This window comes from Pacificispira spongiicola (genome assembly GCF_012926505.1).
Lineage (GTDB): Bacteria > Pseudomonadota > Alphaproteobacteria > UBA8366 > Aestuariispiraceae > Pacificispira > Pacificispira spongiicola.
Genome location: NZ_JABBNT010000001.1, coordinates 918,917 through 941,639 on the forward strand (window position 1 = coordinate 918,917; position 22,723 = coordinate 941,639).

At 60.9% G+C, this 22,723-nt stretch carries 22 protein-coding genes; 6 read left to right on the forward strand and 16 right to left on the reverse strand.

Annotated features, from left to right (window positions below; translation table 11 throughout):
- The first annotated feature begins 141 nt into the window (after positions 1–141).
- The 3 genes from HH303_RS04245 to HH303_RS04255 all read left to right on the forward strand — a co-directional run bounded on the left by HH303_RS04245 (position 142) and on the right by HH303_RS04255 (position 2,850).
- Positions 142–1,086, forward strand: coding sequence for a LysR family transcriptional regulator (locus tag HH303_RS04245; RefSeq protein WP_169623938.1), 945 nt, complete (start codon positions 142–144; stop codon positions 1,084–1,086).
- 94 nt (positions 1,087–1,180) lie between these two features.
- Positions 1,181–1,957, forward strand: coding sequence for an SDR family NAD(P)-dependent oxidoreductase (locus HH303_RS04250; RefSeq protein ID WP_169623939.1), 777 nt, complete (start codon positions 1,181–1,183; stop codon positions 1,955–1,957).
- Between the two features lie 11 nt (positions 1,958–1,968).
- Positions 1,969–2,850: an aldose 1-epimerase gene (locus HH303_RS04255; protein ID WP_169623940.1), complete on the forward strand. Its 882-nt coding sequence runs from the start codon at positions 1,969–1,971 to the stop codon at positions 2,848–2,850.
- Positions 2,851–2,860: 10 nt separating this feature from the next.
- On the opposite strand, the gene HH303_RS04260 is transcribed toward HH303_RS04255, so the two are convergent.
- The 9 genes from HH303_RS04260 to HH303_RS04300 form a co-directional block, all read right to left on the reverse strand.
- A complete protein-coding gene (locus HH303_RS04260) occupies positions 2,861–3,631 on the reverse strand; it encodes a hydroxypyruvate isomerase family protein (protein WP_169623941.1) in 771 nt (256 codons plus the stop codon).
- A gap of 1 nt (position 3,632) precedes the next feature.
- On the reverse strand, positions 3,633–4,283 hold the full coding sequence (otnC, locus tag HH303_RS04265) for a 3-oxo-tetronate 4-phosphate decarboxylase (RefSeq protein ID WP_169623942.1): 651 nt from the start codon (positions 4,281–4,283) through the stop codon (positions 3,633–3,635).
- The gene (otnK, locus tag HH303_RS04270; RefSeq protein ID WP_169623943.1) at positions 4,283–5,539 is read right to left on the reverse strand and encodes a 3-oxo-tetronate kinase; all 1,257 of its coding nucleotides are present in this window, start codon (positions 5,537–5,539) and stop codon (positions 4,283–4,285) included. Before otnK ends, otnC begins: the two co-directional genes overlap by 1 nt.
- A gap of 3 nt (positions 5,540–5,542) precedes the next feature.
- On the reverse strand, positions 5,543–6,481 hold the full coding sequence (gene ltnD, locus HH303_RS04275; RefSeq protein ID WP_169623944.1) for an L-threonate dehydrogenase: 939 nt from the start codon (positions 6,479–6,481) through the stop codon (positions 5,543–5,545).
- Positions 6,478–7,479 carry a D-erythronate dehydrogenase gene (denD, locus tag HH303_RS04280; RefSeq protein ID WP_169623945.1) on the reverse strand — a complete coding sequence of 334 codons (1,002 nt, stop codon included), beginning with the start codon at positions 7,477–7,479 and terminating at the stop codon, positions 6,478–6,480. Before denD ends, ltnD begins: the two co-directional genes overlap by 4 nt.
- 24 nt (positions 7,480–7,503) lie before the next feature.
- Positions 7,504–8,253 carry a glucose 1-dehydrogenase gene (locus HH303_RS04285; RefSeq protein ID WP_169623946.1) on the reverse strand — a complete coding sequence of 250 codons (750 nt, stop codon included), beginning with the start codon at positions 8,251–8,253 and terminating at the stop codon, positions 7,504–7,506.
- Between the two features lie 33 nt (positions 8,254–8,286).
- Positions 8,287–9,564, reverse strand: a complete 1,278-nt coding sequence (locus HH303_RS04290; protein ID WP_169623947.1) for a TRAP transporter large permease — start codon at positions 9,562–9,564, stop codon at positions 8,287–8,289.
- On the reverse strand, positions 9,561–10,079 hold the full coding sequence (locus tag HH303_RS04295; RefSeq protein WP_169623948.1) for a TRAP transporter small permease: 519 nt from the start codon (positions 10,077–10,079) through the stop codon (positions 9,561–9,563). The genes HH303_RS04290 and HH303_RS04295 overlap by 4 nt, the downstream gene beginning before the upstream one ends.
- A 67-nt stretch (positions 10,080–10,146) precedes the next feature.
- Positions 10,147–11,127, reverse strand: coding sequence for a TRAP transporter substrate-binding protein (locus HH303_RS04300; RefSeq protein ID WP_169623949.1), 981 nt, complete (start codon positions 11,125–11,127; stop codon positions 10,147–10,149).
- Positions 11,128–11,318: 191 nt separating this feature from the next.
- Here HH303_RS04300 and HH303_RS04305 point away from each other — a divergent pair, with 191 nt between their 5' ends.
- On the forward strand, positions 11,319–12,095 hold the full coding sequence (locus tag HH303_RS04305) for a FadR/GntR family transcriptional regulator (protein ID WP_169623950.1): 777 nt from the start codon (positions 11,319–11,321) through the stop codon (positions 12,093–12,095).
- A gap of 50 nt (positions 12,096–12,145) precedes the next feature.
- On the opposite strand, the gene HH303_RS04310 is transcribed toward HH303_RS04305, so the two are convergent.
- The 3 genes from HH303_RS04310 to HH303_RS04320 form a co-directional block, all read right to left on the reverse strand.
- Positions 12,146–13,603, reverse strand: coding sequence for an aldehyde dehydrogenase family protein (locus tag HH303_RS04310; protein WP_227421506.1), 1,458 nt, complete (start codon positions 13,601–13,603; stop codon positions 12,146–12,148).
- Positions 13,604–13,732: 129 nt separating this feature from the next.
- Entirely contained in the window at positions 13,733–14,467 is a 735-nt protein-coding gene (locus tag HH303_RS04315) for a transcriptional regulator NanR (protein ID WP_227421507.1), read from the reverse strand.
- Positions 14,468–14,571: 104 nt separating this feature from the next.
- Entirely contained in the window at positions 14,572–15,396 is an 825-nt protein-coding gene (locus HH303_RS04320) for a phosphogluconate dehydrogenase C-terminal domain-containing protein (protein ID WP_169623951.1), read from the reverse strand.
- A gap of 128 nt (positions 15,397–15,524) precedes the next feature.
- On the opposite strand from HH303_RS04320, the gene HH303_RS04325 reads away from it, so the two are divergent.
- Together HH303_RS04325 and HH303_RS04330 are read left to right on the forward strand one after the other, a co-directional pair.
- Positions 15,525–16,781, forward strand: coding sequence for a ribulose-bisphosphate carboxylase large subunit family protein (locus HH303_RS04325; protein WP_169623952.1), 1,257 nt, complete (start codon positions 15,525–15,527; stop codon positions 16,779–16,781).
- Positions 16,778–18,082 (forward strand): four-carbon acid sugar kinase family protein, encoded by a 1,305-nt coding sequence (locus tag HH303_RS04330; protein WP_169623953.1) that lies wholly within the window; start codon positions 16,778–16,780, stop codon positions 18,080–18,082. The genes HH303_RS04325 and HH303_RS04330 overlap by 4 nt, the downstream gene beginning before the upstream one ends.
- A 113-nt stretch (positions 18,083–18,195) precedes the next feature.
- Here HH303_RS04330 and HH303_RS04335 read toward each other — a convergent pair whose 3' ends face one another.
- From HH303_RS04335 to HH303_RS20000, 4 genes are read right to left on the reverse strand one after another with little or no spacing between them, the layout of a single operon-like run.
- Positions 18,196–19,569, reverse strand: coding sequence for a metal-dependent hydrolase family protein (locus tag HH303_RS04335; RefSeq protein ID WP_169623954.1), 1,374 nt, complete (start codon positions 19,567–19,569; stop codon positions 18,196–18,198).
- Between the two features lie 28 nt (positions 19,570–19,597).
- On the reverse strand, positions 19,598–20,377 hold the full coding sequence (locus HH303_RS04340; protein WP_169623955.1) for an alpha/beta fold hydrolase: 780 nt from the start codon (positions 20,375–20,377) through the stop codon (positions 19,598–19,600).
- A gap of 3 nt (positions 20,378–20,380) precedes the next feature.
- Positions 20,381–21,247 (reverse strand): fumarylacetoacetate hydrolase family protein, encoded by an 867-nt coding sequence (locus HH303_RS04345; RefSeq protein ID WP_169623956.1) that lies wholly within the window; start codon positions 21,245–21,247, stop codon positions 20,381–20,383.
- Positions 21,244–22,722 (reverse strand): SRPBCC family protein, encoded by a 1,479-nt coding sequence (locus tag HH303_RS20000; RefSeq protein WP_227421508.1) that lies wholly within the window; start codon positions 22,720–22,722, stop codon positions 21,244–21,246. Before HH303_RS20000 ends, HH303_RS04345 begins: the two co-directional genes overlap by 4 nt.
- Position 22,723: the final 1 nt, after the last annotated feature.

Genomic DNA, 22,723 nt, shown 5'->3' on the forward strand with positions numbered 1-22,723 from the left:
GGAACGACCAGTCGCCTTTTTTGATTTTAGGTGCGCCCGGCCCATTGGATTCTCACGATCCGCGGCAACCCTAATGAGAATTCTAAATATCATTCAAATGATTTAATTGACTTTCTGCATAACAAAAATGTTAATAACAAAATGTCTCAATACCGGCCCGATTTAAAACTCAAGGACTTCCGGCTGATCCAGGCCATCGCCGAAACGGGGCAGCTGGCCACCGCATCGGAACGCCTCGGTCTGGCGCAACCGGCGGCGTCGCGCATGCTGGCGGGAATTGAACGATCCTTGGGCGCGAAGGTTTTCCACCGGCACCCGAAGGGCATGACCCCGACGACGGTGGGCGCGGTGCTGATCCGGAACGGCATGGAATTGATCCACGGCATCGACCAGACTCTGCTGGAAGTCGAGGCCATCGGTCAGGGCCGTGCCGGACGCGCCAGGATCGGCGCGGTGACCGGCGGTGCTGTATCTGTCGTCGTGCCCGCGATCCAACAGTTGAAGCGCGATGCGGCGCATGCGGAAATCCATGTCGACGTCGCCCCCAGTGACGAACTGGTCGACGGCCTGCTGAAGGGGGACTACGACTTTGTATTGTCCCGCGTTCCGGCTGGCATGGATGCCCGGCAGTTCGTCATTCGGCGGGGCCGGGTGGAAATCGTGCGATTCCTGATGCGCGAAGGGCACCCGGCTTCATCAGGCATGCCGAAAACGCTGGCGAGTCTGGCCGGATACGAATGGGTTATCCAGGCTCCCCGCACACCGATCCGGCAAGCGGTGGAGGACGCCTTCGTCGGACGCGGCGTGCCGTTACCGGGGGAAATCGTCAACACAACGTCGCTTCTGGTGATGATCGCCTATCTCAACACGTCCGACGCAATCGCGCCTGTCTCTCGCGAGGTGGCGGAACTGATCGTCTCCGATTCCGGGGGACGGCGTTTCGCGGCCTTCGATCTGGACGACCCGATCATCATCTCTCCCTACCACTTGCTTTCGCGTAAAGGGCATTCGCTCAGCCCGCTCGCCATGAAGCTCAGATCGATCATTCTGGGGTCATTTTCCGATCCGGGAGCCGGCCTGTCCTGATACGATTTTCGGGTACCGCTTCCGTTTCCCCTTGCGCACAGCGACAAGTTGCGAATCTAATTAGTAATATTAATTAGCTACACAAGGCGGGGAAATGTCCATCAGGCACATAGCCAAATACACGGATTTGGCCGGTAAAACCGTGTTCATCACAGGCGGTGCATCGGGAATAGGCGCGGATATCGTGCGGGCCTTTCACGGGCAATCGGCATCTGTCTTCTTCGTCGACCTGGACGAAACCGCCGGTCGGGAACTGTGCCGTGCGCTTTCGGATGAAACGGGGCGCGCGCCATCCTTCGAGGTCTGCAACGTCGCCGACGAAACGGCACTACAGGAAGCGATAGACCGGGCCGTGATCGAGAGTGGACGCCTCGACGTCGTCGTTCTCAACGCCGCCAACGATACAAGGCAGGATGCGACAACGGTCACCGGCGCGGATTGGAACGCGTCCGTTGCGGTGAATCTGAAGCACCAGTTCTTCGGCGCGACCGCCGCCTTCCGGCATATGAAGGATCGCACCGGCGGATCAATCATCACCTTCGGGTCCGTCGCGCCCCGTGTCGGCGTCAAAGATCTGGCCGTCTATTCGACCTGCAAATCGGCGGTACAGGGCATGACCCGGTCCTTGGCGCGCGATTTCGGACCGTCCGGCGTTCGGGTGAACGCCATCATCCCCGGCGCGGTCATGACGGAACGGCAACGACGCCTATGGATCACCGACGAAATCGAACAGGAAAATCTCGACGCCCAATGCCTGAAGCGAACCCTGGTCGGTGACGATATCGCGCAGATGGCGCTCTTCCTCGGCTCCGACGTCTCCTGGGGCTGTACTTCACAAGGCTTCATCGTCGATGCCGGGATCGTGGGATAAAGGCAATGCGCATGGATATTCAACACGGCCGCTTTTCCGCCGCCTTGACGTCGGAGTCGGGCTGCCGAACACTTTACTTCCGTATGGCGCTGGACTCCGGCGAAACCATCGACCTGATGCGCCCCTTAACCGGCCCGGAGACTCATCCGAATTATTCGGCAAATTTTCCATTGGTACCGTATTCCAACCGTATCGGCGGTGGGACGTTTACCTTTCAAGGCACAGTCGTCCGCGTACCGTTGAACGCGCCAGGGGAACCGCACGCGATCCATGGCGTCGGCTGGGAGGTCGATTGGGAACCCGTCACCCATACCGACAATTCTGTAACGTGCCGGTATCGCCATCCAGGCGACCAACGTTGGCCCTGGGCTTTCACATCGATACAAACGGTTACCTTGAACGATGCCGGTATGGTCGCGACGCTGTCCCTGACCAACGACGCGGACCATCCAATGCCTGGCGGCCTGGCATTTCACCCCTATTTCCCGCGAAGCTCGGAAACGAAGCTACACACGTCGGCTCAAGGATTCCTGGAGCGCGACGACATCGGCCTGCCATCCCATGTGGTTTCGGACCATCCAGTCCTCTCCGCGCTTGAGAATGGCGAAACGGTTCCCGTCGGCGTCGATACCGGATTGGAAGGCTGGACCGGTCGGGCCGAAATCCAATGGCCCGACCGACAGATCGCCCTTGAGATGGAAGCGCCCGGCATGACTCGTGCGGTGCTTTACACACCTGAAGGAAAAGACTTTTTCTGTTTCGAGCCGATCTCTCACACGACAAACGCGGTCAATCGCTTGCCCGACGGTCTGACGGGAGACGGCGGCGTCAAGATTCTGCCGCCGGGAGAGACATTGACGCTCGAAATGCGGTTGGTTCCAAGACTGCTATAGGTCTCTATCTTCAACGGAACTGGGTCATCCAATTCAAACCGATATCCGTTTTTCCTCTAGGTTTGTATTCCGCACCGAAAAATCCGTGCCAGCCCGCCCTCAACAATTCGGGCAATAACCATGCATGGTCCAGTTCACCATGATCGGGCTCCGTTCTGTCGGGCACGGCAGCAAATTGAACATGCCCGATCACGTCACGAAACCGTTGGAAACGGGACACAATATCCCCGCCCATTATCTGCATGTGATAACAGTCGAACATAATCCGAATCCCGGACCCTCCACAGTCTGCGACGATGTCCGCCGCGGCTGCGCAATCGGTCAGGAAATATCCTGGCACATCACGCAGGTTAAGCGGCTCGATCAGAATGCCGACTCCCTTCGGGGCCGCGAGATCCCTGGCCCAGCGCAGGTGATCGATAAAGCACTGCCGCGCCGCTGTCCCCTCCGATTTTCCGGCCATCACATGGATATTCGCCACCCCGATCGCCTCGGCATAACCCAAGGCACGTTCGAAATAACGGCGCGCTTCTTCCTCCCGACCCGGCACGGCCGCGAGACCGAATTCCCCCGCCGCGACGTCACCCCGCAAGGTGTTCACGCCAAGAACCGGCAATCCGGTTTCGGCGAGCGCCGCCTTCAATTGCGCCGTGTCGGTCTCATACGGCCAGTGCAGTTCGACCGCCTCGAATCCAGCGACCTTCGCAGCGCGCACGGCGTCGGGCAAAGACCGATCCGTCCACAGGAAGCCCAGATTGGCGGAAAATCTCAGGTCGCTCATATCAATCCCACTCCACATCGAAATGATCGACCACCGACCGGATCTGCGCATCGGTCAGCATCCGGGGATTGAGGCCGCGCGTGAGTATCGCGAGCCGCGCCGTTTCCTCCAATTCCTCCATCGCATAGACGGCGGCTTCCAGATCCTTCGCGGCGACCACCGGTCCGTGATTGGCGAGCAGCACCGCGCTACGCTTACCCGCCAACCCCCGGATCGCGCCCCCCATCGCGGCATCGCCCGGCCGGAAAAAGGGCAGCAGTTTCACCTTGCCCAGGCGCATGATCGAATATGCCGTCAGTGGCGGAAGGACATTGTCCGGATTGACGTCCGGCAGCATCGACAAGGCAACGGAATGGGAGGAATGAAGATGCACCACGGCCCCGGCCTTCGTCCCCCGTGTTTCATAAAAGGCTGCGTGCAGCGCCATTTCTTTCGTCGGCGGATCGCCTGACACAAGGCGTCCGCGCTCGTCCAGCTTGGAAATCCGTCCGGGATCGAGGCGACCGAAAGACGAGCCCGTCGGCGTAACCAGCAAGCCGCCATCCGGGAGCCGTAAGGAGATATTGCCCGACGCGCCGCCGGTCAGCCCCCGGTCGAACATGGATTTCGCCAAGGTGCAAATCGTCTCTCTGAGATCGGCCTCTTCGCTCATCAAACTTCCCCGGCGAGCATTTTCAGGGCTTTTTCGAAGAAATCTTCCGTCCCGAAGTTTCCGGACTTCAAGGTAATGGCAAGCTCCCGCCCCTCCACACGCAAGGCCGGGACTCCTGGATCGATTTCCGGTCCGATACGCAGCGCCTCACATCCGATCCCTTGAATCACCGCGCCCGAGGTTTCGCCCCCGGCGGAGACGAGACGGCGTATCCCCGCATCGACCGCCGCACCGGCCAATTCCGCGAAAAAGAATTCGATCGCCTCCGCCGATTTCTGCACGCCGTGGCGTTTCTGAGCGGCGCGAACTGCATCCGGATCGGCGGAGGAGAAGATCAACGGCGCCTCGTCCCAATTGGCACGCAGGAATGCCATCGCCTGGGACACGGTCTGCGTTCCGGCGATCACAGAATCGGGATCAATCTCCAAGGCCGGATGGCTTTCGCGATAGAGGGCGACCTGTTTACGCGTGGCGTTGGAACAAGACCCCGCCAGAACCAACCCCGGCCCGGACACACCGTCGACGGCAACGCCGCGTTCGGCCAAATCCCCCGCTGACCGGAAATTCGCGGGCAGCCCCAGCGCGATTCCGGACCCACCGGTCACAAGGACGGTATCCACGGCCGCCGCACCGATTGTTAACAGGTCGATATCGTCCACCGCATCCAGAACGATTAACCGCGCCCCGGTTTCGACCGCATCGGCGATTGCCTGCCCCGCCACAACCGCACCCCGCGCGATATCGGAATAGGGAACATGGCCGACCGGCAAGGTCGATTGCCGGGTGAGCCAGCGCCGTATATCGGCATCGGTCATGGGGGTGAGCGGGTGGTTTTCCATCCCGGATTCGTTCAGCAAACGATCGCCAACGAAGAGATGTCCCTGATAGACCGTACGCCCGGCCCCGGGAAAGGCGGGGCAGACAAGGGCATACGGCGCGTTGAGCCGATCCATCAAGGCTTCCGCCACCGGACCGATATTTCCTTCCGGGGTGGAATCGAAGGTCGAACAATATTTGAAGAAAAACTGGCGGCACCCCTGTGCGATCAACCATTCCAGGGCATCGACCGACTGGCGGACGGCGTCCGCCACCGGGATGCTGCGGGTTTTCAAGGCGACGACACCCGCTTCCACATCCGCTTGCGCCGGGCCGGACGGAATGCCGCAATACTGCGTCACGGTCATGCCGCCTTTCAGCAGCGTATTGGCAAGATCGGACGATCCCGTCAGATCGTCACCGATACACCCCAACAACATCTTTTACTCCTCCGACGACCGGGACCAACCCGGTAGGTCGATATCCCCCTCGCGCGCGTAAACCTTGGCGACGGCGACATCGCCTTCCCGACCCAGGCCCGCCTCCCGCGCCGCATGGAAGCGTGACAGGGCCGTGTCGGCCAAAGGGACCGACAGGCCGGACGCCCGGGCCGCCTCCGTTACAATGCCCAGGTCCTTGACGAAAATATCGACCGCGGAATGGGGGCGATAATCCCCTTCTGCGATGAAGGGACCGCGATTTTCGAACATCCAGGACGACCCGGCGCAACGGGATATGACGTCAACCATGAGGGCGGGATCTATTCCCTGTCCGATTCCGAAAGTCAGTGCCTCCGCCGTCGAGGCAACATGGATGCCCGCGAGAAGCTGATTCACGATTTTCATCGCCGACCCAGGCCCGGCCCGATCCCCCAGTTCGAAGACAGTTTCCGCCATGGCGTTCAGGGCCGGGCGCGCCACCGCAAAGGCCTCCGCCGCACCTGACGCCATGATCGACAACCGCCCCTCCGCCGCGCGGGCCGCGCCGCCGGAAATGGGAGAATCGATATAGAGCGCGCCCGTCTTGGCGAGCCGCTGTTCGAAATCCATAGCATAGTGCGGTGCAATGGTCGCGCAGGCGAGAACCGCCGTGCCGGGTTTTAATGCATTGCCAATCCCATCTTCGCCGAACAGGACCTGCTCCGTCTGGGCCGCATTCACCACGACCAGTGCCACGACCTGAGCCTTTGACACAGCTTTACGCACGTCAGCGGGGGAAGACGCAACGACACCGCCCAGACTCGCGAAAGCGGCGCATTGTTCCGGTGATCGATCCACGCCGGTTACCGTAAATCCCGCGCGGAGCAACGATGTCGCCATGCCGAGCCCCATCGCCCCGAGACCAATGACGACGGTCGGTCCGCCCACGACTGCGTTTGTCATCGCTGCCACCGCGCCCGCACCGCTTCCGGTGCGTGATCTTCCAGATAAACGGAAATCAGGTCCTGCATCGACCGATCGGGGACAAAGCCGAGTGCTAGCGCGCGTTGCGCATCGAAGGCTTTCGGCCAGGTCGAAATAATAGCCTCGATTGCGGCGTCCGGCTTTTCCTTGATCAAGGCGACGGCATCCTCCCCCGCGATCTCTCGCAAGGCGTCGATCTGCTCTGCCACCGTCACCGAAATGCCGGGCATGGTGATGTTGCGTCGTCCCCCTATCGCACCGGTATCAACCTCTGCCGCATGGGCAAGGAAGCCGACCGCCGCGCGGGGGCTGGCGAACCAGTGACGGACATCCCGGCTGACGGGCAGAACCGCCGGTTCCCCGGCCAGGGGCTCGCGCAGAATATTGGAAAAGAAACCGGATGCCGCGGCATTCGGCTTTCCGGGTCGGATGCAGATCGTCGGCAAACGGATGCCGATCCCGTCCATGAAGCCACGCCGACTGTAATCCGCCAGCAGCAGCTCCCCCATCGCTTTCTGGGCCCCGTAACTCGACATCGGCGTCAGCACCTGATCGTCCCCGATCACATCCGGCAGAGGAGTACCGAAGACGGCAAGGGAAGAGGTGAAGACGACGCGCGGACAATAGCCGGACCGCGCATTTTCTTCGCGGATCGCGTCGAAGAGATACCGGGTCCCATCCAGGTTGATCCGGTATCCCTTGTCGAAGTCCCGTTCCGCCTCTCCGGAGACGATGGCGGCCAGATGAAAGATCACATCCGGGCGGTCCGCGATGAGACGGCACGCCGCGTCCGGTCGGCTGAGATCGCCGGTCAGGGCCGACGCGCCTGGAAGCCCTGACGGAATCGCGGACTCCGCGATATCGAACAGGGTGACGCCGGATAATGCGGAGCCCGCCAGCGCCCCTTTCGCGGCGAGCGCCTTTGCCAGACCTTGGCCAAGCATGCCGCCGCCGCCGATGATAAGTGCTTTCGTCATTGCCGATCCCGCCGACATTCCGTCTTAGATGCAGCGCCCGCCGTCGACTTCCAGGCAGACACCGGTGATGAATTCCGCCTCGTCGGAGGCCAGGAACCCGCAGCCCTTGGCGATGTCGAGCGGCGTCGACAGGCGGCCCAGCGGGATTCCGGAGACGATTTTCGCCCGCGTTTCCGGCGTGTCCTCGCCCGGTAGGAACTGGTCGATCAGGCCCGTCGCCCCCATGACCGGATTGATCCCGCAGACACGGATTTTCCGGTCGGCCAGTTCGACGGCCATGGATTTAGTGATCGCGATCACCGCACCTTTTGAGCCGTTATACCAAGTCAGGCCCGGACGCGGGCGAATCCCGGCAGTGGAAGCGATATTAATGATCACGCCGCCGCCCAACTTTTCAAAGACGGGCACGACATGCATCGCCGCGTGATAGATCGACTTCACGTTCACCGCATAAACTTTGTCGAAGGTCGCTTCGTCGATTTCCAGCATCGACTGGTTCTTGTGCGTCGTGCCGGCATTGTTCACCAGAATGTCGAGCTTGCCGTAGCGATCCATGGCGGCGTCGATCATCGCTTTCGTCGACTCGCCGCTCGTTACATCGACATGGATCGCGGAGGCGTCACCGCCGATATCGGCCGCCACCTTGTTCGCGGCATCCTCGCGGATATCGGCCACCAGGACTTTCGCGCCCTGTTCCGCAAAGTAATGAGCAATGCCTTCGCCATAGCCGCCGCCCGCACCCGTAACGACCGCAACCTTGTCCTTAAGCTTCATTATTGTCTCCTTGAGAAAACCTGCGGTCGACGTCTAGCGATAGAAATATTCGACCAAGCCGAGTGAGATGAACGGGATATATGTCACCAGCAGCACGCACCCCATGACGACGAGCACCATGGGGAGCAGCGACGGGATGATCTTCTGTATGGATATCTTCGCGACCGCACAGGCCGCGAACAGATTGACCCCGACCGGCGGCGTGAACATGCCGAGAGCAAGATTGACGACGATGATCAGACCGAAATGGACCGGGTCGACGCCATAGTTGACCGCAATCGGCGTCAGCAATGGCGCCAGAACCAGGATCGCGGCGGATGTCTCCACAAACATGCCGACAATGAACAGGAAGACGTTGACCGCCAGCAGGAAGGATACCTTGTCGGTGAAGACCTGCTGAACCCAGTCGGCGATAATCGTCGGCAAGCCGCTGCGGGTGACGAGGAAAGAAAACAGCCCCGCACCCGCGATAATAATCATGATGATCGTGCTGGACACGACCGACGTCTGGAAGGCGTCATGGATTTTTGCCCAGGTCAGGGACCGGTATACGAACATGCCCACGACCAACGCATAAACGACCGCGATCGCCGAGGCCTCTGTCGGCGTGAAGACACCGCCATAAATACCGCCCAGCACGACGACCGGCATTAACAGGGCCCAGAACGCCTTAACCAGCGCTTTTGGGAATGGCTCGCTGTCGTCGCCGTCGCGCAGGCCGTAGCCTTTGATTTTGCACAGAATCCGCAAATAGACGAACAACGCCGCCGCGATCAGGAGGCCCGGCCCAAGACCGGCGAGGAACAATTGCCCGACCGAGGTTTCCGTCGCGACGCCGAACAGAATCAGCGGGATCGACGGCGGGATGAGCACGCCCAACTCGGCGGAAGAGGCCTGAATACCGGCAGCCGTGCCGACGGGATAGCCATGGCGCACCATCGCCGGGATCAGAATCGCACCGATCGCAAAAGTCGTCGCCACCGACGACCCGGAAACGGAGGCAAAGATCATGCAGGTGATCACGCAGGTACAGGCAAGCCCGCCCTGAATGCCGCCGACCATGGATTTCGCCAACCCGACCAGGCGCTCCGAAATCCCGCCCGCGGCCATCAGGTTGCCGGACAGGATGAAAAGCGGCACCGCCAGTAGCGGAAATGAATCCAGGCTGGTGAACACACGCTGCGCCATCAGCAGCAGCGGCACATTGGAAAAGAAGTGAATCCCAAATGCGCTGGCTAGGACCAACGACACACCGATCGGCACGGCGACAGCAAATAGGATCAAAACGGAGAAAGCGAGGGCGGCGTTCATATCTGCGCCTCCAGATCCTCGATCGCATCCTCGGCGGAGTCATGCTTGCCCTGCCAGACCTCGATCAATCGAACGATAACGCCCGGCACAGCCAACAGGGACCCTGCGGGAAGCGCGGCATAAACCCATGCGATAGAAACGGAAAGACCCGCCAAATTCTGCTTTTGCACACGCAAGGCCATGCCCGTGCCGAACCAGATCAAAAGAAGCAGGAAGATCAACGAGGCGATACCGATCACGGTCAGCAGCGCGACCCGGAACCGCCCGGTAGAAATATCCAACAGAAAATCGACTGCGACCATGGCGCCATGTCGAAACGTCCATGCGAGGCCGAGAAAGACCATCCACATCATGACGGAGCGCGCGGCGACTTCGGACCACGTAGACGGATGACCGATCACGAACCGGGTCACAACCTGATAAAAGGTCAGCGCGACGACCAATCCGAGCGCAAGCACCGCCAATTCCAAAGCGGTCCGGGTGATACGCCGCTCAATGGCAAAAATGAATTGCATCGGCGAGACTCCTGCCGGGACGGCGCATGGCCGCCCCGGTGGGTTCATTCGAAAGGAAGGGCGCCGATTATTGCGCCGCTTGGATGCGCTTCAGCATTTCGTCGCCATACTTCGACACAAACGTGTCGTATGCCGGGCGAACCGCCGCCTGGAAAGCCGCCTGATCGACGCTTTCGGTGACGTCCATGCCGTGTTCACGCAGCAGCTTCACACCATTCGCTTCATCCGCGGCAACCTTCGCACGGGTCGCGGCAACCGCCGCCTTCGTGGCTTCGCGGAACCAGCCTTTTTCTTCATCCGACAGACCATCCCACAGAGTCGGCGACGCCAGGATGATGGCCGGCGAATAAACGTGGCCGGTGAGGGTCAGGTACTTCTGCACTTCCCAAAATTTGGCGGACGTGATGACCGGGATCGGGTTTTCCTGCCCGTCGATCACTTTCTGCTGAAGGGCCGCGAACACTTCCGGGAAAGCCATCGGCGTCGGCGACGCACCGGCGGCACGGAACGCTTCCATATGGACCTGGTTTTCCATGGTGCGCAGCTTCAGGTCTTTCAGGTCGGCCGGGGTTTTCACCGGATGATCGGAGTTGGTGACATGGCGGAAGCCGTTCTCGCTCCACGCCAACGCGACCAGATTGTTTTCGCTCACCTTATCCAGCAACGCCTGACCGATTTCGCCGTCCAGAACGGCATGCGCGGCATCGTAGCTTTTGAACAGGAACGGCAGGTCGAGGACCAGCGTTTCCGGCACGAAGTTGCCGAGCGGGCCGGTCGAGGAAATAACGAGTTCGACGGAACCGATCTGCAGGCCTTCGATCAGGTCGCGTTCGCCGCCCATGGCGCCGGCCGCCTGCTCGCGGATTTCATATTTGCCGCCGCTCAGTTCCGACAGCTTCTCCGCGAAAGCCTGAACGCCCATGCTGTAATGGGAATTCTGCGCCGTCGTATGCGCGAAGTTCAAGACAGTCTGCGCCGACGCCGCACCGGCGAAAGCGGCAGAGATCGCGAAGGCACCGGCCGCCGCAAGTGTACGGATACGATACATTTGATCCTCCCTAATGGAATTTTTATGTCGCGCAGTCTGTCCTTTGAATAATTTTCAGTCAATCAATTTTACAACTTTTTACCAACTGGTATGATGATTAATGGTACATTTCCGCGCGTGGACACTGGGCTATGGACCGCAAAGCCAGCGCCGCCTATGCTTTTCGGCCAACTTCGTATCGATTGAACGCCATGAATAAAGAAGATCAGACAGCCTGGCCGGCAGGCCTTTCCTTCGCCGACATGCAACAAAGCAAGGCGGAGCGGCTATCCGATCGGGTATATGAAAATCTTTTTCACGCCATCGTTTCCGGCATGATTCCAACCGGAACGCGCCTTCCGTCGGAAAACGCACTTGCCGGGGAATTCGATGTTTCCCGCCCGGTTCTACGAGAAGCTCTGGACAAGCTTCGGATCGAAGGGTTGATCTATTCCGTTCGCGGATCCGGCAATTACGTCCAGAACGCCAGCATCGACGAGACGCAGGTCAGCGACCCCAGCGACGACGCGGACCGGGAGGCGATGGAACGTGTCGGCGAGTTTCTGAATGGCCTGGAGCTACGCTTGATCGTCGAACCGCAAGCGGCGTATTTGGCCGCCATGCGCCGTGGCCCGCGCGATCTGGAACGAATGCGCGCCGCCCTGGACCGGTATGACGAGGCACTCGCCACCAACGCGATCCTGCATTATCACGATTATGCTTTTCATGAGGCCATCGCGACCGCGACCGGGAATCCGCGGATTGTCGAAACGTTGAAATCTCTGGAATACGACGTTTCCCGCTCCGTGAACCTGATGCGGCTTCTGGTGAAGTACCAACCTCTTGTTCGCGCCGAGATCGTCAAGGAAGAGCACCGGGAAATCTATCGTCATATTGAGGCGGGCGCCGCCAACCGCGCCAAACGGGCGATGCGCCGCCACATCGAACATGCGCGCATGAGAACGATGAACGGCACGCCAACAATCTGACGGGCCGCTCGTTTGTTCCGACGTCTGCCGCGCCGCACGGGCCGAATGGATCACCCGTGCTTCAACACCACCGTCTTGATCGTGGTGAAGCTGATCATGCCCTCGAAAGCCTTTTCCCGACCGTAACCGGACCGCTTCATGCCACCGAAGGGTAGTTCGATCCCGCCGCCAGCGCCGTAGTTGTTGATGAAGACCTGACCGGATTCGATCGCGTTGGCGCATCGCATCTGCCGCCCGCCGTCGCGCGTCCAAACCGCAGCCGTCAGGCCATACGGCGTCGCATTGGCCAGCCGGATCGCATCGGCTTCGTCTTCGAACGGAAAGGCAGCAAGAACGGGTCCGAAAACCTCGTCCTGGGCCAACCGGCTTTCCGGGGCCGCGCCGTCCAGCAGCATCGGCGGATAATAAAATCCGCCGCTCGGCGCTTGCTCGTCCAATTGTGCCCGCGCCACGACGCGCGCGCCATCGGCGAGGGCGGCATCGACCAGTGAATTGACCCGCGCGAGCTGCTTCGCGCTGATGATCGGACCGCAATCCAGATCCTTCGCGCCATCCCCCGTTTTCAGGGAGGCGAAGCGTTCCGCCAACCGGGCCACGACGTCGTCGTAAATCGACTTTTCGATCAACACACGGCTTCCGGCGGCGCAGGTCTGTCCGGCATTCTGAACAATCGCATTCACGACAACCGGCAGGGCCTCGTCCAGATCCGCATCGGCGAAAATCACCTGGGGCGACTTGCCGCCCAATTCCAGCGTCACGGGAACATGATTGACCGCCGCCGCCTGCGCCACGGAAGTCCCGGTCTGCGGCGAGCCGGTGAAGGAAATATGGTTGATGCCCGGATGCGACGCCAAGGCCGCGCCGGCCTCCATCCCGAGGCCGCAGACGATATTCAGCGCCCCCGCCGGAAGTCCGGCTTCCAGCGCCAATTCGCTCATGCGAAGGGGCGTCAGGCAAGCATCTTCCGCGGGCTTCACCACGCAGGCATTGCCCGCCGCCAGCGCACCGCCGATGGACCGTCCATAAATCTGCGCCGGATAGTTCCAGGGGATGATATGGCCGGTCACGCCATGCGGCACGCGCAGCGCCATGACCGTCATGCCCGGCGTATAGGGGATCGTTTCCCCATGCAACTTGTCGGCGGCCGTGCCGTAATATTCGAAATACCGGGCCGCCGCCGTGATATCTGCCCGCGCCTGCTTCAGCGGCTTGCCGGTATCACGGGATTCCAACGATACGAGTTCGTCGAAATTATCCATCACAAGCGCGGACAGCCGTATCAGGATGCGACCGCGCTCCAATGCCGATTTCGCCCCCCACTCGCCTTCGAACGCCTTACGCGCGGCGGCGACGGCCGCGTCTACGTCGGCCTTGGTCCCGCGCGGCAGACGCGCGAAACCGTCACCGGTCGACGGATCCAGAACGTCGATGCCGCCGTCATTCGCACGGTCGACAATTTTACCGTCAATAAGGTGGCCCATCGCCATTACAGGGGTATCGTCCAGCATCGTTTCCAGCCCTTCGTTTCGCGTATCGGACGCCGCTCTCGAACGTCTCTCGGATTATGCTTCATCTGCGGGCAACCCTAGTCGGGTTCTCGCCACATCTGCCGATGAGTAAATTGATTTTACTAATTGTCAATTATCGTCACGATGTCGATACAATGTATCCGACCGATCCAGATGGGCACCCATCGCAGCCGCCGCCCCTTCCGGATCGCCAGCCGCCAGATTGTCCACAATGATCCCGTGCTCCACGAGGGTTTTTTCTTCGCCGCCCGTCCACAACAGTAATTCCGCATGGTACTGGAATAACCAATCCAGCAAGGCGACGCTGACCGCCGCGAAAATGGGATTCCCTGAAAGCTCGGCGATTTTGCGGTGAAACGCCATATCCGCGGCGATGAAGGCAGTCGCATCCCCCAGTGCCGCACGCTGGGTATCCACCAGATCACGCAGGATGCCGATATCCTCCGGCCGAACACGAGTCGCCGCAATACGAACCATGCCTATTTCGAAAAAGCGGCGCGCTTCCTTCAGATGTTCGAGGTTTTCCGGCGACGACGACAACAACATCCGGGCGACTTCGTCGATCTGCCGCATGGCGGTATCGGCGGTCAACGGCAGAACCCTGGCGCGTTCGCCATGGGAAATGCTGATAAACCCCATGGTTTCCAAAGTCTGCAACGCTTCCCGAACCGCCGGGCGGCCGACCCCGAAACGTTCCATGAGATCGCGTTCCGACGGCATCGCCTCCCCAGGCGCGATCTCACCGCCGCGGATCATGCCCATCAACTTTTCAAGAACAAGGTCGGAAAGCTTCCGCCGCACGACCTTGTCACCGGCTAGGTCCAGCGCCTCTCGTCTCGTCATACCGTTCCCTTTGTTTGTGGATACCGACAATTCGCATCGGTACCCCACCCCCGTCACAATGGAACGCGATTCTCGTTCACTTGCCGACCGCCGTTATCCGAAGATCACGTGATCGCGCGAATACTTTCGGCGATTTCCGCGTGTTCGAACACACCTTTCCAATCGTCGCGCAGCAACCGGCGTTTGCCGTTTTCAATGGCGCGATTGCAGGCATCCGAAAAGGCCCCCTGCACCTCGCCCATCACAACGGCACCCAGAATATTCATATGGCCCAGCAGGAAGTCGCGCGCGGCCACCGGGTCCACACCCCGGGCGACCACGTCGTCCATGGCCTCCCGCATCGCGACGAGAAGGGTGGCGCAAACCGTCTCGGACAGACCGGGCTCCAGCAACGCCATTTGATCCACCGTCACGCGGTGTACCCGCAAGATCGGTCGGAAAATCGTCTTGGCGACGGCCTCGCCAATATCGAAATGCTCTTCCGGACCCTGCATAAGGGCGCTGACGATGGATTGCTTCGCGGCGATACCGCCGAAGAAATCGCGCTTCGCGGCTTCCTCCGTTTCGTCATTGAAAATCGGCGGATGGCAGGGATGCGACACGAAATAGGTCACATCATCGCGTTCCGGCAAGTGACCGGCAAACGGCGCCGCCGCATCCAGCGCCATCACGATGGTGCCCGGCGCAACCAGCGGGACAACCTTTGCCGAAATCGCCTTGATCGCGTTATCCGGCACAGCAAGGATGACGACACCGGCCCCATCCACTGCTTCTTCCATATCGACGCAATCGACATCCACTGCGTCTTTCAGGCGCTGACGGCCGGCTTCACTGATTTCGACATGCGCCACATCATACGCCGACCCTTTCAGGTTCGTGGCGAGACGCACGCCCATTTTTCCACCGGCACCAAGCAAAGCGATTTTCATTGGGTTCCTCCTGTATTGCCCGGATTATTTCGAATAACCCATCATGTTGTCAACTGGTATGATGACATGATATTCAATCAACGATGAATAGCGGCGGGGCCTTCACTATCCCGCAGGGGAAACCGGACATGGAACGGCTGCAAGCCAGATACGAGATTGAGACGCCACTCAGCCTGGAACGTGCGGCAGAAGTGATTGCCGGGGAGCAATCCTGCGGCACGTTTATGCGACTGCCGGGTGAAACCGATGTCTTGAGGGACCGGGCCGGGGCCCGGATCGAGTCGCTGGTCGAAACGGGGCAATCAGACCACCCCTCCTTGCCCTGCCGCCTTTCCGGGGATGTCTATCGCCGTGGAGAAGTGGTGCTTTCCTGGCCGTTGGACAATTTCGGTCCCTCATTGACCAATACCCTCGCGACGGTTGCCGGAAACCTTTTCGAATTGGCGGAAGTTTCGGCGATCCGCCTTCTGGACATCGTCTTCCCGCAAAGCTTCGCGAATGCCTACCCCGGCCCCGCCTTCGGCATTTCCGGTACACGACGATTGGCGGGCGTCGTGGATCGCCCCATGATCGGCACGATCATCAAGCCAAGCGTCGGCTATTCTCCCGAGGAAACCGCCCAGATCGTCAACCGGTTGGTGGATGGGGGCATCGACTTCATCAAGGACGACGAACTTCAAGCAAACGGACCGCATTGTCCGTTGTTCGCGCGGATCGATGCCGTCATGGACGTCATCAACCGTTACGCCGACCGAACCGGCCGCAAGCCGATGGTCGCCTTCAACATTACCGGTGAAGTCGACGAAATGCGGCGCGCCGCGGACCATGTAAGCGCCGTCGGCGGGACTTGCGTGATGGTCAGCCTGCATTCCGTCGGTTTGGCGGGATTGGGTGCCCTTCGGCGTCATGCCAATCTGCCGATCCATGCACACCGCAACGGCTGGGGCCTATTTTCCCGGTCCCCGGATATCGGGATCACCTATCCGGCTTGGCAGAAGTTTTGGCGCTTGGCCGGTGCGGACCATCTGCATGTAAACGGTATCGCGAACAAGTTTACCGAAACCGACGCATCGGTCATCGCTTCCGCACAGTCCGTCGTCTCGCCGCTTTTCGCACAGGGGCCGGGATATGAAGCACTACCCGTTTTTTCGTCCGGACAGACGGCGGTGCAAATGGAACCGACCTTCCACGCCGTCGGATCGGGGGATTTCCTGTTCTGCGCGGGTGGCGGCATCATGGGGCATCCCGATGGTATCGAAGGCGGGGTCATGAGTCTGCGTCAGGCTGCCGACGCCGCGATGCAGGGTATCCCCCTCGACCGCTACGCCGAAGATCATCGCGCCCTGGCCGCGGCCCTAAATCAGTTTGCGAGCAAGCGCATATGAGAAAACCGCCGCTGATCGCCTATTACGGCGACGATTTTACCGGATCGACGGATGTGATGGAGGCCCTGAGCGCGAACGGCGTCGAAACCGTTCTCTTCACAAGAATACCGAGCGATGCGTTCCGGTCGCGATTTGCCTCTTGCCGGGCGGTCGGTTTGGCCGGCACGAGCCGCAGCAGATCGCCGGACTGGATGGATGCGGAACTGCCCGCTATTTTCGATTGGCTCGCCGCGACGGGCGCACGCTTCCTGCATTACAAGGTCTGTTCGACATTCGACAGCGCGCCCCGGCGCGGCAATATCGGGCGCGCCGTCGAAATCGGCCGCCGTCAGTTTCGCCAAGATACCGTTCCGATCCTCGTCGGTGCGCCCCAATTACGACGCTATACCTTCGCCGGTCATCTTTTTGCCGCTTATCGGGGCAAAATCTACCGTATCGATCGCCATCCCGTTATGAGCCAACACCCGGCGACTCCGATGACGGAATCCGATTTGTTGCTGCATCTGGCGGCACAGACGGACCTTGATTCAACCTTGATATGCGACGCGGACGAACCGGTGACGACGTCGGCCATGGTTCTTTTGGACGTTCGCGACGAAGCTACCCAACACCGGGCAGGCGCATGGCTGGAACGGTTTGCGGAAAGACTGAAGGGCACCCCCGGACCGTTTATTGTTGGATCGTCCGGGGTCGAATACGCACTCTTGCCCAATTGGGCGGCTAACGGCGACGCCGCGCCCCGTCCAAGCTACCGCCCTCTCCCCACACAGCCCCGTATCGCCGTGGTGTCCGGGAGCTGTTCACCGACAACGGCGCGCCAGATCGAAACAGCATCAAACTGCGGGTTTTCTTGCATTCCGGTTGATTACAAAGCGCTCGTCTCCGGAACGGGTGCCGAAGCCGCATATGAAAAGGCGATGATTGCGGCGGCGGCCGCTCTTTCCGACGGCCGCAGCACGATCGTCTACACCGCGCTCGGCCCGGCGGAAGCCCTCACCGAACCAGAGGCCGGAAACGACGATCGCGTGGGAAAAGCGTTGGGGCGGATGATCTCAACCCTACGCCTTCAACACGGATTGGATAGAATTGTCGTCGCCGGCGGCGATACATCCAGCCATGCCTTGGGAGAAATGGAGATCGGCGCCCTGACGCTGCGTCATCCGATAGCGGAAAGTCCCGGGTCGCCGGTCTGCTGCGCCCATCCTGACGGCACCGAGACGGAACCATTCGAATTGGTTCTAAAAGGCGGCCAAATCGGCGGCGACGACTATTTCATCCGAATGAGGGACGGAAACGTTTAGCCGCTTTTCCAGGTCGCCTTAAAAAACACCGAATGCCCCAACGGCACGGCGCCGACACTCAACCGGCGCGCCCCGATTGGAAGACAGCCTTTCACATATCGGCAAATGCCTAGTCAGGCGCTCATCCGCAGCGGGGCCCGGTCCGGATTGGGCGCCTTGTGGAATTTCCCATCCTGCATGATCGCGACGATCCGGCTGGGGTCTTGCAGCATCTTCACGTCGGTCAGCGGGTCGCCGTCGACCAACAACATATCCGCCAGATACCCTTCCTTGATCTGTCCCAATTCGTTGCCCATGCCCATGATCTGACCGCCGTAATAGGTCCCGGCCCGGATAGCGTCCATCGGGGAGAAACCGACCATGTCCACGAAATATTCCAGATCTTTCGCATTCGTGCCGTGCGGGGTCCAGGCGAAGCCATAATCGCCGCCGATCAGAACCCGAATCCCGCGTTTATGCATCTTCTGCATGCTGTCGATCGCGTGTTCCAATTCGCGCTCATAGGCGTCGGTCAGGGGCGTGCCCGGCTTGATGCCGTATTCCGCGGCATTGCGTGCGGTATTGATCAACCAAGCGAGTCCGGGCGCGACGAAGTGTTTGTCCTTGTTCGCTTCCAGCATGTCCAAGGTCTGCTCGTCCGTATAGGACGCATGATAGATGATCTCGATCCCGTGCTTGATACAGCGTTGAACGGATTCCTTCGAACGGGCATGGGCCGCGACGCGGCGTCCGCGCATCTTCGCTTCGGAAACGGCGCAGGCGACTTCTTCCTCCGTGAACTGGTTTTCCTCGCCGCCCATTCCGGCGATTTCTTCCCCGGACAGGTTGATCTTGATCGTATCGACGCCCCATTTCATCAACTCGCGCACCTTGCGGCGGACGTCTTCGACACCGCAGACGACGATGCCCAAGTTCAAGCCTTCATGCGGAATATGCGGCAGGCTGGCATCGCCCAACCCGCCGAGGGCCGTAATCTCCGGCCCCGCCGCCGTGTAGCGCGGTCCCGGCACCTTCCCGGACCGGATCGCGTCCCGGATCACGACGTCCAGACGCGGTTTCGCCGCCGCCGCGCCATATCCGGCGGTAAACCCGGCATCCAGCACCGTTTTCGCCATATAGACGCAGTTCAGCATATGCTCTTCGATCGGCATCATCTGGATCGGGTTCACGCCCGGCGCGTTGTTCCAGCTGAGATGCAGATGCGCGTCGATCAATCCGGGCATCAGTGTCATGCCGCGACCATCGACCGTGTGCCGTCCGCTTGCGGAAGAGCCCCAGGACGATCCGCTGCCGAAGCTGCTGCCGTATCCGCTGCCGCCGCCCGACCGGGCGATCGTCTTGATCCGGTTCCCGGCAACCGTGACGTCGGCGGTAAAGGGCTGTTGGCCCGTTCCGTCCAGAACACGCACATTCGTGAACACGATTTCAGGGGTCGTGCGCCCGTTGCCGGACGACCCGCCCCAACCGCCAAATCCAGATTCCGCCATGGTCGTTCTCCCTATCGATGCCGCGAATTCAAGCCGCGGTCTTTTCCAGATGTTTGCGCAGAAGTTCCCCCGTCCGCGACGGGGCTTCCATCGTCATCCAATGGGCAATGCCCGGTATGATTTCCAATTCCGCCGCCACGATGCGGGATTTGAGAGTTTCCGCCATCGCCACCGGGGCGACCGGGTCTTTCTCCCCCGCCACCAGCAGCGTCGGGCAGGCAATCGCCGTGTGATCCACGGCAATGGCGTCGGACAAGGCCTCGCAATGGGCGGCATAACCTTCGGGACTTTGGCGCATCAGGCTTTCGCGGACGAAGGCCTTCACCACCGGATTGGCCTGTCGACAGGCCTCGGACACGCTGCCTGTCGATACCGCGTCCGCAATTCCGGCCATGCCGTCCTTCCGCGCCGCGGCCGCACGATCCTTCAATCCCTGACGGGCGGCGGGCGGCGGTTCCAGGATGGGCCCCAGCAGCGTCATGCCGCACACCATCTCCGGATGGTCCGCCGCCAGATACTGACAAACCACGGTCCCCATGGAATGGCCGACAAGATACGCCCTGTTCGCACCGACGGCGCGCATCCCGTCCCGCACGGCGGCGGCCAATGCCGCGATCCCCGGTCGGCCCGGTTTCAAGGGCGACCGGCCCGCGCCGGGCAGATCGAAACGGATCACCCGATAGCCATCCAGCATCGGCATGATCGTTTCAAATGTATTCGAATCCCCGCCGAGCCCGTGGATCAGGACGACGGTCGGGCCCTCGCCCGACACTTCCATCACCATGCCGCCCAGTCTGGTATCCGCCATGGTTCAAACCTCCGAAATCGGGTTTTCCAGGGTGCCGATGCCGCTGATTTCCACCCGTACCGTATCGCCCGGCATCAGATAGCGTGGCGGCTTGAACCCGATCCCCACTCCGGCGGGCGTCCCCGTGGCGATCACGTCGCCGGGCATCAAGGTGATCCCGTTCGAAATCGCCGCGATGATCGTCGGCACATCGAAGATCAAAAGCGCCGTGTTGGAATCCTGCCGGAGCTCGTCATTCACCCAGCATTTGACCGTCGTATCGGCCAGATCGATTTCGTCCGCCGTGACCGCCACCGGCCCCATCGGGCAGAACGTGTCCTGGGATTTCCCGATCAGCCATTGGCTGTGCTTACCTTGCAGATCGCGGGCGGTCACATCGTTGATGACCGTATAGCCCCAGACATGGGACATCGCGTCCGCCTTGGAGATATTGCGGCCCGCCTTCCCGATGATGACGCCCAGTTCCGCCTCGTAGTCGACGGCGGTCGTAACCGACGCGTCCATCAAAACCTTGTCGCCGTCTGCGACGACGCTTTCCGGCAGTTTGGAAAACACGATCGGCGCTTCCGGTATCGCGCCCTTCGCCGCGGAGCTGTCGAAACCCGAATTGGCGAATTCATGCGCATGTTCGTGGTAGTTCTTACCGACGCAGAAGATATTGCGGCGCGGGCGCGGCACCGGGGCCTGCACGACGACGTCCGACAAGGGGATCGCCGCCCCCGTCGCGGGTAGGGATTTGCCGATCAGGGCGCCGACCCCAATCTCATCGACCGCGCCGGCGGGCAGGTCGAAGGGTTCGACCGATTGGCCGTCGTCCGATACGCGGCCGACATGACGGCTGCCATTCCAATCGAAAACCGCGAGTTTCATACTGTATCTCTCCATTGCTCGTCGGGAATAAGGACGGTCGACGCCGTGGTCTCCCGCGATTCAAGCGCACGATGGGCGGATGCCGCGTCGCTCAATTTGAACCGCTGGCCGATTTCGACCGTGATAATGCCGCGCCGGATGGCGTCGAACAGGCGATCCGTGGATGCCTTCACCTTGTCCGGCGTGTCTGTGTAATCTCCGTAATTGGGCCGGGACAAAGTCGCGGAACGGCTGGCGAGCGCGCCGATATCCCGCGGACCGATATCGCCGGATGCCTGACCAAAGCTGACCAGATGCCCGCAGGTCGAAAGCGCCGCCACCGAATGGTCGAACGTATCCCGACCGACCGCGTCATAAATAACGTCTGCACCCTTGCCGCCGGTCAGGTCTCGGACCTGATCCTCCAGGCTTTTTTTACCCGGCAGAATAACATGACGCGCGCCGTTCGCCTGCGCGATACGCGCCTTTTCCGGTGTGGACGTCGCGCCGATTACTGTCGCGCCCAACCGGTTCGCCCATTGGCACAGCATCCGTCCGACCCCGCCCGCGGGCGCAAAGACCAGAACCGTCTCGCCCGGCTGCACGGCATGGACGCGATGCAGCAGGAATTCCGCCGTGATACCTTTCAGCAATCCCGCCGCCGCCGTTTCGTCGTCCAACCATTCCGGCAACGGCACGACCAACGCCGCATCCATCGTCCGAACCGTGGCATAGGAACCGGCGGGCGGACAGGCATAGCCCACGCGCTGCCCCGATCGCAGATGCGACACATCCGGCCCGACATCGACGACAGTTCCCACCGCCTCCATCCCCAGGACACCGGGGGGTGTCAGCAATTTGAAATATCCGGTGCGACAATAGACGTCGATGAAGTTCACACCGATGGCCGTCTGCCGCAGGCGGATCTCGCCCCGGCCCGGTAGCGGCGCAGTTACCGGCATGACCGTCAGTTCCGACGCGTCGCCATAGCGCGCGATGCCGATCCCCTGCCCCTTGATCTCGCCCTGAACCGGGGCTTGGGAGAAACCGCCGGACTTTTCCCGGACAACCCGGTCGCGTACGGCTGCAAACCCGGCCTCATACACGCCTTCCGCCACCAGCTTTTCCAGGTGTTTTTCCTGGCCCGGCGGTGTGCGGAAACTGGATGTCCAGCGCCAGAAGGTCTTGTTCCCGTCCGTGACCGGCTTCAACACCACTTCCGACACGTAATCCAGCAACGGCACATCGGCATCGACGATGGTGTATCGGAAGGAATGCGTGCGGTCGTCCAAGGACAAAAGGCGTTCGCGGATATTGTCCCCGCTTTCCAGATCGAAATTGCGCACGCAGCCGACCTGATCGGTTTTGCGCCCGTCTTCCAGCAGGCTTTTCCGCACGGCAGGATGCCAGCGATCATGCCCGTTGAAGTCGCGCAAGACCTCCCAGACCGCCCCGATGGGCGCGTCGATCACGGTGCTGCGGGAAATCCGAACCATC

What these genes read in the sequence shown, in the direction of transcription:
- HH303_RS04245 (WP_169623938.1), top strand. Translation starts at nt 142, where the DNA reads ATGTCTCAATACCGGCCCGATTTAAAACTCAAGGACTTCCGGCTGATC.
- HH303_RS04250 (WP_169623939.1), top strand. Translation starts at nt 1,181, where the DNA reads ATGTCCATCAGGCACATAGCCAAATACACGGATTTGGCCGGTAAAACC.
- HH303_RS04255 (WP_169623940.1), top strand. Translation starts at nt 1,969, where the DNA reads ATGGATATTCAACACGGCCGCTTTTCCGCCGCCTTGACGTCGGAGTCG.
- HH303_RS04260 (WP_169623941.1), bottom strand. Translation starts at nt 3,631, where the DNA reads ATGAGCGACCTGAGATTTTCCGCCAATCTGGGCTTCCTGTGGACGGAT.
- otnC (WP_169623942.1), bottom strand. Translation starts at nt 4,283, where the DNA reads ATGAGCGAAGAGGCCGATCTCAGAGAGACGATTTGCACCTTGGCGAAA.
- otnK (WP_169623943.1), bottom strand. Translation starts at nt 5,539, where the DNA reads ATGTTGTTGGGGTGTATCGGTGACGATCTGACGGGATCGTCCGATCTT.
- ltnD (WP_169623944.1), bottom strand. Translation starts at nt 6,481, where the DNA reads ATGACAAACGCAGTCGTGGGCGGACCGACCGTCGTCATTGGTCTCGGG.
- denD (WP_169623945.1), bottom strand. Translation starts at nt 7,479, where the DNA reads ATGACGAAAGCACTTATCATCGGCGGCGGCGGCATGCTTGGCCAAGGT.
- HH303_RS04285 (WP_169623946.1), bottom strand. Translation starts at nt 8,253, where the DNA reads ATGAAGCTTAAGGACAAGGTTGCGGTCGTTACGGGTGCGGGCGGCGGC.
- HH303_RS04290 (WP_169623947.1), bottom strand. Translation starts at nt 9,564, where the DNA reads ATGAACGCCGCCCTCGCTTTCTCCGTTTTGATCCTATTTGCTGTCGCC.
- HH303_RS04295 (WP_169623948.1), bottom strand. Translation starts at nt 10,079, where the DNA reads ATGCAATTCATTTTTGCCATTGAGCGGCGTATCACCCGGACCGCTTTG.
- HH303_RS04300 (WP_169623949.1), bottom strand. Translation starts at nt 11,127, where the DNA reads ATGTATCGTATCCGTACACTTGCGGCGGCCGGTGCCTTCGCGATCTCT.
- HH303_RS04305 (WP_169623950.1), top strand. Translation starts at nt 11,319, where the DNA reads ATGAATAAAGAAGATCAGACAGCCTGGCCGGCAGGCCTTTCCTTCGCC.
- HH303_RS04310 (WP_227421506.1), bottom strand. Translation starts at nt 13,603, where the DNA reads ATGCTGGACGATACCCCTGTAATGGCGATGGGCCACCTTATTGACGGT.
- HH303_RS04315 (WP_227421507.1), bottom strand. Translation starts at nt 14,467, where the DNA reads ATGACGAGACGAGAGGCGCTGGACCTAGCCGGTGACAAGGTCGTGCGG.
- HH303_RS04320 (WP_169623951.1), bottom strand. Translation starts at nt 15,396, where the DNA reads ATGAAAATCGCTTTGCTTGGTGCCGGTGGAAAAATGGGCGTGCGTCTC.
- HH303_RS04325 (WP_169623952.1), top strand. Translation starts at nt 15,525, where the DNA reads ATGGAACGGCTGCAAGCCAGATACGAGATTGAGACGCCACTCAGCCTG.
- HH303_RS04330 (WP_169623953.1), top strand. Translation starts at nt 16,778, where the DNA reads ATGAGAAAACCGCCGCTGATCGCCTATTACGGCGACGATTTTACCGGA.
- HH303_RS04335 (WP_169623954.1), bottom strand. Translation starts at nt 19,569, where the DNA reads ATGGCGGAATCTGGATTTGGCGGTTGGGGCGGGTCGTCCGGCAACGGG.
- HH303_RS04340 (WP_169623955.1), bottom strand. Translation starts at nt 20,377, where the DNA reads ATGGCGGATACCAGACTGGGCGGCATGGTGATGGAAGTGTCGGGCGAG.
- HH303_RS04345 (WP_169623956.1), bottom strand. Translation starts at nt 21,247, where the DNA reads ATGAAACTCGCGGTTTTCGATTGGAATGGCAGCCGTCATGTCGGCCGC.
- HH303_RS20000 (WP_227421508.1), bottom strand. Translation starts at nt 22,722, where the DNA reads ATGGTTCGGATTTCCCGCAGCACCGTGATCGACGCGCCCATCGGGGCG.